At 34.0% G+C, this 15,862-nt stretch carries 10 protein-coding genes and 1 other RNA gene; 4 read left to right on the top strand and 7 right to left on the bottom strand.

Annotated features, from left to right (window positions below; all coding sequences use genetic code 11):
* Window positions 1-1,203 carry a serine hydrolase domain-containing protein gene (locus OLM51_RS08910; protein WP_264553967.1) on the top strand — a complete coding sequence of 401 codons (1,203 nt, stop codon included), beginning with the start codon at window positions 1-3 and terminating at the stop codon, window positions 1,201-1,203.
* Window positions 1,204-1,447: 244 nt separating this feature from the next.
* Window positions 1,448-1,845: a transfer-messenger RNA gene (gene ssrA / locus OLM51_RS08905) on the top strand.
* Window positions 1,846-2,073: 228 nt separating this feature from the next.
* Here the strand turns inward: ssrA and OLM51_RS08900 are convergent.
* The 4 genes from OLM51_RS08900 to OLM51_RS08885 all read right to left on the bottom strand — a co-directional run bounded on the left by OLM51_RS08900 (window position 2,074) and on the right by OLM51_RS08885 (window position 10,785).
* On the bottom strand, window positions 2,074-2,556 hold the full coding sequence (locus OLM51_RS08900; RefSeq protein WP_264553966.1) for a GNAT family N-acetyltransferase: 483 nt from the start codon (window positions 2,554-2,556) through the stop codon (window positions 2,074-2,076).
* A gap of 351 nt (window positions 2,557-2,907) precedes the next feature.
* Window positions 2,908-4,158, bottom strand: coding sequence for a gliding motility-associated C-terminal domain-containing protein (locus OLM51_RS08895; protein WP_264553965.1), 1,251 nt, complete (start codon window positions 4,156-4,158; stop codon window positions 2,908-2,910).
* A gap of 102 nt (window positions 4,159-4,260) precedes the next feature.
* Complete coding sequence (locus tag OLM51_RS08890) at window positions 4,261-6,657, bottom strand: hypothetical protein (protein ID WP_264553964.1); 2,397 nt, start codon at window positions 6,655-6,657, stop codon at window positions 4,261-4,263.
* Between the two features lie 90 nt (window positions 6,658-6,747).
* The gene (locus tag OLM51_RS08885) at window positions 6,748-10,785 is read right to left on the bottom strand and encodes a beta strand repeat-containing protein (RefSeq protein WP_264553963.1); all 4,038 of its coding nucleotides are present in this window, start codon (window positions 10,783-10,785) and stop codon (window positions 6,748-6,750) included.
* Window positions 10,786-11,547: 762 nt separating this feature from the next.
* Here OLM51_RS08885 and OLM51_RS08880 point away from each other — a divergent pair.
* Together OLM51_RS08880 and OLM51_RS08875 are read left to right on the top strand one after the other, a co-directional pair.
* Window positions 11,548-11,808 carry a hypothetical protein gene (locus OLM51_RS08880; protein ID WP_264553962.1) on the top strand — a complete coding sequence of 87 codons (261 nt, stop codon included), beginning with the start codon at window positions 11,548-11,550 and terminating at the stop codon, window positions 11,806-11,808.
* Window positions 11,809-12,106: 298 nt separating this feature from the next.
* Window positions 12,107-12,925 (top strand): helix-turn-helix transcriptional regulator, encoded by an 819-nt coding sequence (locus OLM51_RS08875; RefSeq protein ID WP_319799981.1) that lies wholly within the window; start codon window positions 12,107-12,109, stop codon window positions 12,923-12,925.
* 2 nt (window positions 12,926-12,927) lie between these two features.
* Here the strand turns inward: OLM51_RS08875 and OLM51_RS08870 are convergent, their stop codons facing one another.
* The 3 genes from OLM51_RS08870 to OLM51_RS08860 all read right to left on the bottom strand — a co-directional run bounded on the left by OLM51_RS08870 (window position 12,928) and on the right by OLM51_RS08860 (window position 15,827).
* Window positions 12,928-13,374, bottom strand: coding sequence for a YybH family protein (locus tag OLM51_RS08870; protein WP_264553960.1), 447 nt, complete (start codon window positions 13,372-13,374; stop codon window positions 12,928-12,930).
* Between the two features lie 204 nt (window positions 13,375-13,578).
* On the bottom strand, window positions 13,579-14,613 hold the full coding sequence (locus OLM51_RS08865) for a hypothetical protein (RefSeq protein ID WP_264553959.1): 1,035 nt from the start codon (window positions 14,611-14,613) through the stop codon (window positions 13,579-13,581).
* Complete coding sequence (locus tag OLM51_RS08860; protein WP_264553958.1) at window positions 14,604-15,827, bottom strand: hypothetical protein; 1,224 nt, start codon at window positions 15,825-15,827, stop codon at window positions 14,604-14,606. Before OLM51_RS08860 ends, OLM51_RS08865 begins: the two co-directional genes overlap by 10 nt.
* Window positions 15,828-15,862: the final 35 nt, after the last annotated feature.

Here is a 15,862-nt window from a genome sequence, read left to right as displayed (position 1 = left end):
ATGCAAATGATTTTCCTTAAAAAAACAAAGATACCACAAATACTTTTCTCAATACTAGTTTTGAGTTCGTGTGGTAAAGACAAAAAAACAGACTCAGCCACTACTCCCACAGTTGAAGATACATTACCTAAAATGAAGCCTTTAGGTCCCGAAAAGAAAATATCACAGGCTTATAAAAATTCAGTAACAGGCAGAATTAATCATTTTTACAACAAAAACTGGCCAAATAATAGCATGAACGGTAGTTTTTTGGTTGCCAGAAACGGACAAATAATTTTTGAACGATACAATGGTTTTGCTAATAAAAATGAAGGTACCAAAATAACCGCCGATACACCGGTGCAAATTGCTTCTGTGAGCAAAGTTTTAACAGCTACCGCAATTTTAAAACTTGTAAATGCTGGAAAAATTGATCTAGACCAGAAAGTAAATACTATTTTAAAAACATTTCCATACGAAGACTGCACGATAAGAATGCTTCTAAGTCATCGTACCGGAATGCGCAATTATGCCTATTTTACAGATCATGATAAATCGGTTTGGGACAGACATAACCAACTTACTAATCAGGATATATTAAATATTTTGGCAACAAAAGATATTGGCTTGGAGTCTAAAACGGGAACACGTTTTAGCTATTGCAATACCAATTATGCCATGCTAGCCTTAATTGTTGAAAAAATAACTGGTTTAAAATTTAAAGAAGCAATGTCTCAAATGATTTTCAAACCTTTAGGTATGACTCATACTTATGTTTTTGATGACGATAAAGACAGAAAAAAAATTGTTCCATCATATAAAGGAAATGGCGCAGAAATTGGTTTCGACTATTTAGATAATGTTTACGGAGATAAGAACGTTTTTTCTACTGTCAGAGATCTTTTAAAATTTGATCGCGCAAGACAATCACCGGATTTCTTAAAACCTGCTTTACTAAAACAAGTTTACACCGGTTATAGCAATGAGCGTAAAGGAACTAAAAATTATGGTTTAGGAATTAGAATGATTAACTGGGAAACAGGACAAAACTTTTATTTTCATAATGGCTGGTGGCACGGTAATACTTCATCTTACATTACTTTAAAGAAAGAAGGCGTTACGATTATTGCCCTTTCTAATAAAATGACCAGAAATACTTATGCAGTGCGTAAATTGGCACCAATATTTGGAGATTATCCTTTTAATTTTAAAGACGAAGAGTAACATAGTCATAAAGTCGTAAAGTCGTAAAGCAGTTGACAATATTAATTTTGTTCTTTTTTAAACATACCAATTATGGAAAAATAAAGAGAAGCAACAGAAAGTAATCTTTTGACTTTAAAAACTTTATAACTTTTTACTTTCGCTCTTGGAGTTTCGACTTTTGACTTTACAACTTTTGACTATTTTTTCTGAAATTTTTAATAGAAAGTAATTTCAAATAGCATAAATTTGCAAACTTATTTTTGGGGTCGACTGGTTTTGACAGCAAGTCGAATTGAACAGTAAGCACGTCGAGCATTGAGACCTTGCTCGTAAATATAAGATCTCAAAATTTTACACGGCGAAAATAATTACGCTTTAGCTGCATAATCCGAATCATAGTAAGATTGCGCCACGTCTCTACAAGGTAGAGAAGCTGGATTCTCCTGGAAAGCCTTGGTTTGTGGCGTTCCGTCAAGGGGAACCGTAAAAATAAACCTAGATATCTATGAGCTTCGGGTGGGTTTCGAAAATTAAGAAGATAAGTGTTCGGTGGCTGTTTCTGGCCTAGCTTAACAACGAAAATCTAATCAGGAAATAAGCGTGTAGAAAGCTCTTTAGTTGCTTGTTTGGACCCGGGTTCGATTCCCGGCGACTCCACAAAAAAGCCTGTAAACTCAATGTTTACAGGCTTTTTGTTTTTAGGTTGATAATTAAGTGTTAATAAATTTTTATCATACTGGAAAATATTTATTCTCAAAATTGACCAGTTTTCCATCGTTTAAATAACGTTTTTGAGTAAATTCCAATTCTTCTAATCTTTTAATTAGCTTTTGTTCATATCATGAAATAGACTTTTAATGAAACTATCAGCTAATTTTTGTATCATTTCTATATTTTCTTTTGCATCCATACCATACTAACTTCCTGTTCCTTAATTGTGCCAATATTTTGAAAAAAACCACACTCCACAAACCCAATTTTTTTATGAAATTCAATACTTGGTTTATTTAAAGAAGATATATTAACTATTATTTCTTTAAATCCTTTTTCTTTTAATTCTGCAAAAAGGTGATTTAAAATTTTAGTTCCTATACCTTTTCTTAAATAAGTAGGATTTAAAAAGTATGTCAATTTTATTGTCTTATTAAAAATGTTTTCTACTCGAAAAGGATAGGCAATACCAAAACCTATAACTATCTCATCTTTCAAAGCAATGTATCCTGCATATTTTATTCCATCGTTTGTTAATTGAATGGCCTCACTATCTTTCATTAACTCATCAGAAAAAGTAAAGGGTGTTTTTTGTACATAATAATTGTATATTCTCTGAATGTCTTTGTAATCCGAAGATTTTATTTTTGCTATTTTCATAAAAAACTACCTCAATTAAAAAATACTATTTATCCATATCACTAGGTTACTCACCTAAAAATCTGGCTCTTTAAGATTGAAAGTGCATTTCATTCAGTTGACAACACTTTTTTAGTTAGTCATAAAAAACACAGTAATAACAAATATAAGAAATACATTACAAATATAAAGTCTTGAATATTTACTTATCAATAATTGAAACAGTATTTAATAAGAATAATTCCTGATAAATCCACAAAAAAAGCCTGTAAACTTAATGTTTACAGGCTTTTTGTTTTTGGGTTGATGCATTTTTTCAATCTATTATCTAATTAATCATCGGGGGCTTTTTTCACATATTTTTCCAACATCTTATTTATCACTACTAATATATAAATATCCTGTTTTACTAATTGTTTCGTTTCCTTTCTTATATTTTAGGATATAAAAATAGGTACCTGACGGAAGTCCGGCATTTCTATTAACTGTATCACGTCCGTCAGAATATCCTTTGAACATAACATCGCTCTCATTGTACGAATCAGCATCATAAACTTTTACTCCCCAACGGTTGTATATTTCGACCCTGTTTTCAGGATATTTATCAATTCCTTTTATATAAAAACTGTCATTAATACCATCTCCATTTGGAGATATTGCATTAAAAACAGTAATATCATGATCAGGAACAATATGCTTTTTTTTGACAATTGCAATTGCAAAAAGACCATATCCGGTAACTTGTGTGGTAATCATTTTAGTATAGTCTGCACCGGTCAGAAGATCCGTAGTTACTCCTTTTTCATTGATCCATTTTGAAGCAGTATCATCCCAGCGTACTATCGCCAATTCTGTATCAGCATTTTCTTCAAAAAAAGAAGCGGGAGTTGTACGAGTATCTAAGGTAAGACTTAAAACAATTTTTTCACTCCCCTGATCCTGAATCACATTCCAATACTCTACTTCATCAATAGATAGTATCGACTCTTCTTTACTTGTATAAGGATAAAGGATTCCTGCAGTTTCAAAAAGATATTGAGTGGTATAAATATTACTTTCATTTACCGCTTTATTGTGATAAGAAGGTCTAAAATATACATCATCTCCAATAGGAAATTCAAATTCCAGATTTCCTAAATTTTCTACTTCACCATCAACAAAACTCAGGTTGCTGGCATTCGAGTGAAAGGCATTTTCATCGAAAATCATTTTTCCATTATAACTATCAGCATCTATTATTCCGTTTTTAAATGCTGCATTATTGCCAATTTCGATTGATGTACTTAAATGAAAAGGTACTAATGATGATACATTATCAAAAATAATATTTTGAAAATGTGCAATTTGCAGCCCCTTGATAAGCTGTTCCTGTGTTCCGACAAAAAATGATTTTCCGTTACTAATTGTACTATAAGTAACTAATCCGTCATTATTAAAATCTGCATAAGTAATAAAATCTCCATCGATTAAAAAATCTCCGCTTGACTTATTATCAAAATCAAATAACGTGGCAAACTGTGCATTTGGCGCAATTGACAAATCGCCTAAATTGACTGTTTGCGCTGAAAGATGATCAATAAAAAGTATTAATACAATGCTAATCTTTATATAAATCTTGTTCATATTACTTTATTTAAAATGATGTCTAATGCACATAAAAAATATGATATTATAAACACCTCTATTATAAATCTACAAGAGAGGTATTTTATGTTTCAATTGTCATTAAGGAAGGACATATGTACTATTCGTATTTTGCTGCGCATATTTAATTGCCCATGCCATCGTATTGGCATACAAAATACTGTTGTATATTGTACCACCTGAATACGCTTTGGTTAGCGGCAAACCTGTTGCAGAAACAGCTGCAGGATATGATCCTGTACTAGTATTTCCTGAATAACCTGCATTAAAACCTCCATCACCTAAAAATACAAAACCTAACGTATTATGTTTAATTCCAAAGATATTTGTACCCTGCGTTGCCAATGATGTTGTATTTGCCGGAACTCCGTTACTGATAAAAACAGAATTAGTACCATCGCCTCCTAAAAGTTTACCTGTAAGATCCCCAAAAGGACCACTTAAAATAGGATCGGGCGTAGTTGTAACATTATAAATATAACCACTATTGGTTGTAGAAATAGTAATATTAGACCCACAAATACCATCGATTACATCTTTTGCCTGCAGCCTTTCGTTAGCAAAAATTAACACCCCTTTTTTCACTTTAACAAAATCGTTTAAAACCTGTATTGTAGGTGCATCTGTATAATAATACCAGTTGTATCCAACATAAATAATATCAATATTATTGGTATTAATAAGATTTTTTAGGGCTGTTCCTACAGAATATGCCCCATTTACAAAAGTAAGTGCCTGCTCTATCTGAACTGTACCTGTGGGACCAAAATTGGCAGAAGATGCTAATACTGATCTTGCAGTATAAGTTGTAGTAGTACTTGCCGGCTGGTAAATTCCTTCTCCCAATCCTAATATTTTCATTGCTCTAAATGCACATAAAACTGATTTAGAACAAGTAATACTTCCATTGGTACTATTAGCACTAATTGCGTAAGAAAAAGTACCACCATCAGTAGGAGTTCCCGTTGCCGTCATCACTACATTTTGTGCTCCTGTTGTTGCAAATGTTCCTGTTCCTGAGAAACTAATTCCATTTACAGTATTTGTTGTAATGGTGTACGCTCCCACATAGGTTACATTTACCGGAACGGTCATCGTATTTGTTGCAGTCATTGCTATTCCCGGTGAATAACTACCGCTAGTTGTAATTCCTGCACAGTTTGTAGTATATGTTACAGGTTGAGCCGCTATGGTTACACTTAATGAACATGTTGCAACAGCGCCCGGGCTTCCCGAAACTGTTAGAGATGTTGTTCCTGAAGCTACAGGTGTTCCTGAACCTGTTAATGTTACATTTTGTACCCCTAAAGTTGATAAATTTATCAAGCCGGAAGTAAATGTAATTCCGTTAGCAGTAGTGGTTGAAATTGTAGTTTGCCCTGTTGCTGTAACAGTTATTGGCAGTGTTATTGTGTTAGAAGTACTTAATGCAACATCCTGTAAATAGGTGCCATTTTGTGTTGCGCTTAAACAATTCATAGTATAGGCAATTGTTTGAACTGTAACCGGAATACCAGTACATGATGCTGTAGCCTGAGTTGTAGCATTAGAAACAAGATTAAAATTATTTATCCCAGATGCAATAGGGGTTCCTGTTCCTAACAACTCAATGGTTTGATTAGGTGTTAAACTTGTAAATGTCCCTGTTCCACTAAAAGAATACCCGTTTACGACATTGGTGTTCATACTCCAAAACCCAAGAACTGTGGGATTTACGCTTACTGTTAATTTATTTGATTCTGTTAAAGGAATACCAACATTATAATTCCCCAACGAATTTATAACACCACAGTTTACAACATAATCAACATTGGCATTTTCAACAAAAATATGAGGAATACAAGAACTCGTTTTTCCATTTAAAGCAATATTAACTGCATCTCCGGGATCTGGTATAACATATCCATTATTAGGTGTACCTGTACCCGGTAAATTTAAGGTATAGGTTCCTGCAGTAGGAAAGGTTCCGCTTGCACCAAAATAATATCCATTAGTTGTAGTTGCCGAAACTGAATAAACCCCGGGCTGTGTCACTGTAACAGGAATTGTTAAATAATTAGATGCTATCAACATTTCTCCTTGCTTGTATGATCCCCAAGCCTGTACCAGACTACATTGTGCAGAAGTAATATTAAATACTGCCGGAGGTAGCGTACCACACATACTTAACCAAATGTTTTGTATTTGACTCCAATAATCAAAACATCCGGTAGTTACATTATAAATCAACAACCCATCTGTTAAGTTAGCAACCGGTATCGCATCTCGCTGTGCAGTTGTTAATCGTGAAGTTAACATTCCTTTATTATTACTTTCTAATTCAAAAATAGCTCCAGGTTTAGCTTGTTCTGCTCCGGTACTTATTGTTCCGTCTTTTATTTTTGCATTATTTCCCTGAGCAATAACAGAACAGAAACAGAACAAACTGAAGAGTAGTGCAAAACCTTTTTTTTGCTTTTTAGATATTGTTATTTTCATAATCTTAGCATTTAAATCTAAAATAATATTTATTATTTTTTAGTTGATATTAAACTCTCAATGTCGAACACTAATAATTGACTTTTATTATTATTTTTTATCCACTATAAGCTTTTCCAATTTTTCTAAACGTAGATTCATCAATCTTGAAGCTTCTTTTAATTCTTTTATTTCTTTGTCTTTGGCTTCAATTTCTTTATTCTGTTCTATAATATGAAGATAAATTTCTTCTGTTTTTTCTAATAACTGAACTGATAATTCTGACATATTAAAGGAATAACCTTCTTTTGTTTTGACTAGTTCATTTATAGAAGTTATACCCGGAAGATGTCTGTTTATTTTAATAAATTCCTCTATCTCAGACAAGCGTTTGAATTTATAATCTGTTTTAATTTTAGAGAATCCATTAAAATAGTCTTCAAAAACATAATCAGCATAATAACTGTTAACTGTTGTTATTGCGCCATTTACTCTCAGTTTTTCGTTAAGAGCTGTTGATGGAGCAGTAAACCCAATCCCTACCCAGCCACCGGTATAAATATCTTCAGCATTTAATGTTGCTCCAATATGAGTTGTTGCACTATACCAAGGTTCTTTTACTGCTGCACTTAAATCTAATGGAGTTAAAACTTTATCCTCATCAGTATAATCTAATGTACCGGTAGTAGAATTTACTGCCAGAGTGGTCAATGTTTCAGAATCCCCTATTAAATCGACCATTTTAAACTCTGTTGCATTTCCGGCTTCATCATTGTAAATTAAGGAATGAGCAGTCCCATCATAATTTAATGATGTTAATGTTTCAACCCCTTTTACCAGAATTGATAAATCAATTGGAAAAGAAGTATTTGATTCGTCTGTATAAGTCAATGTGTGCACATCTTTGATGCTTCCTGACGGATCTGTAACTTGTGTCACAACATCTGTTAAAGATGTAAGAGTCTGTTTAATATCTACCGGAGTTCCTCCTGATTCATTAGTATAGGTTGCAATGGTGCTTCCGGTTGTTACTATCGGAGTTATCGTTGTTATGGTTTCATTCGCTTTAATAGTTGCTGAATCTATAAAACTTCCTCCATCAGTTCCAACAGTAATAATATTACCTGAATCTGAACTTCTTATAACAGCGGTCTGAGCAACAGCATCCTCATTTGTATATGTGATACTTCCTGTAGCGGTATTCTGAACCAAATCAGTAGTAGTTTCTCCCGCTGCAATTGCCGGTGTTAAGTCCAATGCAGTACTTGAAACGCCATTTACTGTGGTAAGCAAACTTGCTCCTGTTAATGATGTAGCATTTGTATTAATAATTGGAACTGCTGCTCCGGCTACTCCGTTTACGGTAGTGCTTAAATCATTTCCTAAACTTGTATTAGAAACTGTTGTTGCCGGAATTATGGAACCTGGTACTATTGTTTTTAAAACCCCCGTAGTAACATCCGCTACAACTATATTATCTGTTAAAGCTCCTGTTTGTAAACCAGTAACAGCTAAAGTATTGGCGGCATCTGTATTTATGGATGTTGGAATGATGAGTGTTCCTCCTAAGCGGGTATTTCCGTCTATAACCGTTAAAGCATTCTCTGCCGATATTAAAACTGGCACACCTGGTGTTGTAGCTACTCCGTTTACCGTTGATATTAAACTACCATTAGTAGCAGATAAAGTATTTGTTGTACCCGCTGCAATTGCAGGTGTTAAATCTAATGCCGTACTTGCAACTCCATTTACTGTCGTAATTAAGCTTGTTCCGGTTAGTGAAGTCGCATTGCTATTCACAATTGGAGCTCCCGTGCTAGTTACTCCATTTACCGTTACGGTTGAATTATTAGCTAAACTTGCATTTGAAACTGTTGTAGCACTTGTAATAGCTGCCGGAGTCAATAAACTTCCTCCGTCTGTTCCAACTTCTAAAATATTTGTAGCATCAGTACTTGTTACAACTGCGGTTTGATCAACAGCATTTTCATTTGTATAAGTTATCAGACCACTGGCAGGATCTTGTGCTAAATTAGTAAGGGTTTGTCCCGCTGCAATTGCAGGAGTTAAGTCCAATGCCGTACTTGCAATTCCGTTCACAGTAGTAATTAAACTTGTTCCACTTAATGAAGTCGCATTGCTGTTCACAATTGCAGCTCCCGTGCTAGTTACTCCATTTACCGTTACGGTTGAATTATTAGCCAAACTTGCATTTGAAACTGTTGTAGCACTTGCAATAGCTGCCGGAGTCAATAAACTTCCTCCGTCTGTTCCAACTTCTAAAATATTTGTAGCATCAGCACTTGTTACAACTGCGGTTTGATCAACAGCATTTTCATTTGTATAAGTTATCAGACCACTGGCAGGATCTTGTGTTAAATTAGTAAGGGTTTGTCCCGCTGCGATGGCTGGAGTTAAGTCCAATGCCGTACTTGCAACTCCGTTCACAGTAGTAATTAAACTTGTCCCGCTTAGCGAAGTCGCATTGCTATTCACAATTGGAGCTCCCGTGCTAGTTACCCCATTTACTGTTACGGTTGAATTATTAGCCAAACTAGCATTTGAAACTGTTGTAGCACTTGCAATGGCTGGAGTTAAATCTAATGCTGTACTTGCAACTCCGTTTACTGTCGTAGTTAAACTTGTTCCGGTTAGTGAAGTCGCATTGCTGTTCACAATTGGAGCTCCTGTACTAGTTACTCCATTTACTGTTACGGTTGAATTATTAGCTAAACTAGCATTTGAAACTGTTGTAGCACTCGTAATAGCTGCCGGAGTCAATAAACTTCCTCCGTCTGTTCCAACTTCTAAAATATTTGTAGCATCAGCACTTGTTACAACTGCGGTTTGATTAACAGCATTTTCATTTGTATAAGTTATCAGACCACTGGCAGGATCTTGTGCTAAATTAGTAATGGTTTGTCCCGCTGCGATGGCTGGAGTTAAATCTAATGCCGTACTTGCAACACCATTTACTGTGGTAAGCAAACTCACTCCTGTTAATGATGTAGCATTTGTATTAATAATTGGAACTGCAGCTCCGGCTACTCCGTTTACGATAGTGCTTAAATCATTTCCTAAACTTGTATTAGAAACTGTTGTTACCGGAATTATGGAACTTGGTACTATTGTTTTTAAAACCCCCGTAGTAGCATCTGCTACAACTATATTATCTGTTAAAGCTCCTGTTTGCAAACCAGTAACAGCTAAAGTATTGGCTGCATCTGTATTTATGGATGTGGGAATGATGAGTGTTCCTCCTAAACGGGTATTTCCGTCTATAACCGTTAAAGCATTCTCTGCCGATATTAAAACTGGCACACCTGGTGTTGTAGCTACTCCGTTTACCGTTGATATTAAACTACCATTAGTAGCAGATAAAGCATTTGTTGTACCCGCTGCAATTGCCGGTGTTAAGTCCAATGCTGTACTTGCAACACCATTTACTGTGGTAAGCAAACTCGCTCCTGTTAATGATGTAGCATTTGTATTAATAATTGGAACTGCTGCTCCCGCTACCCCGTTTACGGTAGTACTTAAATCATTTCCTAAACTTGTATTAGAAACTGTTGTTATTGTTGAAAGTACAGATGGCGTCAATAAAGCTCCTCCGTCTATTCCAGCTGTCAAAATATTATTGGGATCTGTACTTACAACTTGTGAAGTAACTACTGTACCTGCTTCATTCGTATAGGTTATTGCTCCCGAAGTCAAATTCTGAGATTGGGTTGTTATAGTTTCATTAGCTTTTACAATCGCATTAAAATCGAGCGATTGCATGTTTCCTGAAGCATCAACATAACTAAACTGCTGATTAACCGGGTTGTAAATAACAGTTCCCGGGCTTGCTGTAATTTCATCTGATATAACAACTCTGTTCCATTTGTTGTCATACCAATAATAATATCCTGGTTTTACATCTGATGTATTAGCTATATTGAATATTAATAGGCTATTTGCATTGCCATTCTTAATTGTAGTAATATCCGTCGAACCTGTCAAATTAATCCTGGGAATTAATACCCCTTTATCAGTTGCTACAACTTCTAACTGAGCTGAAGCATTAGGCATTGGTGTTCCAATACCAACCTGAGCGTAAGCCGTATAAATACCAAAAAGTAAAAACAATGAAAGTAATTTATTCTTCATAAGTCTCAATTATTTTATGATTATTGAACAATTTAACTAATCGGAAACAAAAAAATAGAGGCAAAAAATGAGGCAAATAATCAAATGTTTCTTTTAACATCTTTTAAATTTATCAGGGAAATGATAAATAAATGGCTTTAACTAACAAATCGATATCGTAAAAAAATAGGTAATTACAAATCACTTTAAAACAACATGTTTTTAAAGCTCAGTCCATATTATATCTCTTAAAGAAACAAGTTATTTAAGATGTAAAAGTTTAAAAGAAGAGTTCTTATACGTAATAAATTATTTTAATAAAAATCCTACTTTTAATTGATTTACTGTAAAAATAGTAAATTACAAAATACTAACAATCAAAACATTACTTTTTTTTTAACATGAAAAATCAGAGCTACAATTCATTTATATGCATACCAAATTTTCATTTCAAATAAGTCAATGCAGTTAATCTTTTACTTAAAAACAACTAAAAAATTCATCATAAAATATGGACTCCAACTGTAAACGACAGCTTACTTTTATTCTATATTCTAATTATTTATCGAACCTTGAAGTAGCTATTTCAAATAAAATGGATGGATTCCTACAACTTTTAAATTTCAGAAATTAGATTCTACCATAACAGAAGGTCAATTTACAGCAGTATCAGAAGTAAAGGCGCTATCAGGAACGTTTGATTCCTTTATTAGATATGATATAAATTGTGATTATGTTTATCTATTGTCTCTAAAAGAAAGTCCAAATACTACCGACTCAACATTGTCCAATATATACATAAATATCAACCCATACATCCGTCACAGAATTTATGATCATAGTGATTCTTTAAAAAACAATACTGTATTAGGATTGGGTCTTCATGCTTATAACAGCAATGACAATAGAATCATGGGAGGAATTTTTGTTCAAACAAATGATGCTTTTGGAGTACATTCTAAAGAAGATAGTACTTTAGGCAAAAGAATTGTTTTCGGACTAATTGCAAAATATAATATCACAGGTCTAAAAGTGGAAAAATAAAAAATTAAACGAAGAATATCTAGGAAAAAAATATTTAATTAAAACGCAACTCAATTCAAAAAAGCCTGTAAACTATTTGTTTACAGGCTTTTTGTTTTTTTGTCCCTTTTTGTTGTTCTTCCATCTAATCTAATTGCTGTCCGGATAATGTAATTTCTGTGTTCAACAGTTTAATCAAGTAGCTTGTCAGAAAAAATACATTTTTTAATCATTTACAACAGAGTATATTATATTTATTCTTAATTTAGAACTGGCTAAAAATCAACAGACTACTATTTAAAATACGACGAACAATCCTATGCAAATTTTACCTTGCACCAGTTTAGCACCGTATATAAAAAACTATACCCTCGTTACTATTGACAAGAATCTTGTTAACGAGGTGTTTTATCCAAGTGGTTATGTTGACTTGGTTATAAACATATCTGGAGGAGCGGCAGCAACAATTATCAATGGCAAACGAAAAGATACTCCGGCCATAGAATTATTAGGCCATCTAACTTTACCAACACGTCTTACAGTATCACAGGGAACATCGGTACTTATAGCACGTATTTATCCGCATGCCAGTGCTCTATTTTTCTCTGATCCATTGTCTGAATTCACAAATTACGCTACTGATATGTACGACGTAGCATTGGCTGAAAACAGAGACCTATATGATCGTATCATGGAGACACCTAAACTTGACTCCAAAATCAAAATCTTAGAAAACTATTTACTCCAGCAGCTCAAAAAAAATGAAACACGATTAAAGAAAGTCTCTACAATTCTAAATCTTAGTCAGGAACTATATTCTAATCATCAGTCATTAGATTTATCTTCCCTGTCTGAACATTCAGGACTATCAGAAAGGTATATCCAAAAACTTTATCTGTCAAATATTGGGATTAGCCCGGGAGCGTTAACTTCTGTAACACGATTTAATAAAAGCCTGCAACTGGTGCTTAATACGACTGAATCATTAACTACAATAGCTTACGACTGTGGATATTATGACCAGGCACATTTTATAAAAGAATTCAGAAAATTTACAGGGATAACACCATCAGCCTGTAGACAATCGCTGATAAAAAATGATACCGATTTTCAACAGGCTGTTAATATTGGTTTCTAAAATTACTTCGCAGGATGGTTACTACTGAACATATCACGATGCATTTTCCAACCGTTTTTTGTGTTTTTCCAAATTACAATTACTTTTCCATCATCTAGTTTTTTTCCTTCCATATCTGTCATTTCATAATAACTTTCCTCTGTTACAGATGTTTTTCCATCTCCATACAGGTGTTGGATCGTAAATTTAACATGTACCTGAGGTCCGCCTTTAAAAAATGAGACTATTTGTGCCTTTCCGCAAAGTGGTGCAGCATTGGGAGGGTAAAGACAGGCATCATCTGTATACCTCGTAAGAATAGATCCGTCATTTTTGTTCGCTAAATCGGCATAGATAGCATTGCTTGCTTCTATCGCTTTTCGAACAGCTTTCAAATCTGGTTCTGTAGTTTGTGCATTACACCAAAAGGTAAGCATCAACATTCCGCTTAAAATAAGTTTTCTTTTCATTTTTATACTATTTTTAAACAAAGTAACTCATTCCAAAAAGCAGAAAATTGTAAAATAACGAACAACTATTGTTTTTAAAAATTTAGAATTGCAAATATTAGTGCAGCAAAAACGCGATCCCCCTAGTCCAACAAGCCCATAAAAAAAGCCTGTAAACAATAAGTTTACAGGCTTTTTTAAAATCAAAATCTATATAAGATTTATCTAATTCTTCTGCTCAGCAATGGTAGATTTATTCAGTTTAATAACTCTGATTTTTTTATTCGTATTGTCCGACAGAAAAATACGATCGTTTAATTGTGCAGTACCTACAATAGTACCAAATGAGTTTTGTCCCATAACATCTGAAGCATTAATAATGGCTTTGTAGTTTTTATTATTGAATTCGTCTTTTGGATAAATTCTTAAATAAGAAACACTTCCTTCATTTTCTGAAGTAATTGCCCAATCCGCATTAAAAAGAACCGAAACTGGTTTTATGTCTGAAAATGGTGCTTTTACAGGTTCTATTGGTGTTGTAAGCGAGTTTGCTGCGTTAGCTTTAATATTTGCGATATCATAATACAAATAGCTTTTTGCATCTCTTCCCGCTACAACCAAATTCCCGGAGATAACACCCATAGAATAAATTTCGGTGTAGCCGTTTAAAGTATTTAATTTTGCAATTGGCACAATATTCCAATTGCTTGTATCGGTAATTTGTGATGTTTCAAATACTTTAATTGATTTTTCTTTTTCTTTTACAAATACCAATCCGTCTTTAACAACAACACCAAAAACGTGCACAAAAGTCTGCCACCATTGTCCGTTTCCTACTGTACTAATTCCAAGTGTGGTTGCTTCATCCATTACAAATAATCTTGAATCAGTACTTCCAAGATAAATACGTCCGTTATCAATACTAATAGACGTAAGATTGGTAAGCGGGATTGTGGTAGTTCCTTTTATATAATTGGTAATTGTTTTTAGATGTGCTAAAGTAACAGCGTTAAAAACCTCCAGTACATCGCCATTACATACATATAACTTATCATTAGAAACTGCAATTCCTCTTGGGTCCAGCGTTCCTTTGCCATCACCAATTTGTTTTTCTGTTATAGAGGCTTCATCACTTGGATAATAATAATCGTAGTTTGTAGGTTCCATGCTCAAAGAATCTTTACTGCAATTGGTAAAAAAACAAAGCATTAGAATTAAGGGCAAAATATTCTTCATCTTGATTTTATATTTTATTTCCATTTTCCTTCACCTTTATATTTCAGTAAAAACGGATTTTTTGGATTAATAGTAAATACTGGTTTCTTGTACGTTCCGGTTAAATAAGCTGTTTTTGTCCATCCTTTTAAAACCTCCGGATCTGTAAAAGGAAGGTCATTTAAATAAATTAAATATTTATAAAAATGAGTCAACATTTCCTGCTGCCCTCCTCCTTCGCCACTATTTGCTAAATTGCTCGAATGGCTAAAACCAATATGATGTGAATATTCATGTGACCAAACCGACATTTCGCCTAACCAATGTCCGGTTACATAACCAGATTCCCATTGTGAGGCCAAAGCTCCTCCACCCCAGGCAGAATCACCACCAACCATTGCCATATTCAGGTTACGGCCATCCAGATAATTCAGATATATTTTTTCAATTTCCTCTTTAGTCAGATAATCGTAAACTCCATTTGTATCTTCTGCATTTCCATGCCAATTTAAAGCACCATTTACAGCTGTTCCTGCCGTTGCTGCCTGTTCTTGCTTGTATTTATCAAAATTGACAAAAGTACTGTAGTACAAAGGATGACTTAATGCATAAGAATAATTAATAATCATCGTGATCGCTTCTTTGGCCAATACAGGATTCATCGGCAGATATTTCCCTAATTCATTCGTATGATAAGAGTCGCTGAAACGAACTAAATGTGATGATTTTATTTTTTTGAATTTCTGAAATAACGGATCTTCAGATTCAACTGAAAATTCAACAGCTCCAGAAGAAAAACCATCAATTTTATCAATTGTAACGGTGTTTCCTGTTTCTAACAAATAGTCATTTTTTCCGGTTGTCATTGGAATTTTATGAAACGATCTGTGAAAGGCAGGGATTTTTGTAAAGTTGTAAATTAAAAATCGCTTCTCGTAATTAGGCAATTTTGCATAAATCTTGACATCTGAAAGTCCAACTGGAGAGTAAAGTGATACTTGTACAGAATCTTTTCCTTTTTGAATAATTTGAAGGGGCTGATTAACTCTAAACCAACGGTCTGCATTGTCATACATTTTTGAAGGACTTTCAGCATCTTCAAACATCGTCATTGGCCGATTCTCCTTTGGCAGGTTTGTAGCATCTATGCTGGGCAAATAATTGGGCTGATACAAATCACCATCGATGTCGTGATCACTACAGCTAAAAAAAATACTTGAAAACAAGGCAAGTAAAAAATAATGCGTGTTTTTTTTCATAGGTTAAGTAGGTAAAAAATTTGGGAATATTTAGT

The sequence above is a fragment of the Flavobacterium sp. N2038 genome, from assembly GCF_025947185.1.
Classification (GTDB): domain Bacteria; phylum Bacteroidota; class Bacteroidia; order Flavobacteriales; family Flavobacteriaceae; genus Flavobacterium.
The sequence above is the reverse complement of the archived record's forward strand: the minus strand, read 5'-3'. Positions and strand labels throughout refer to the sequence as shown.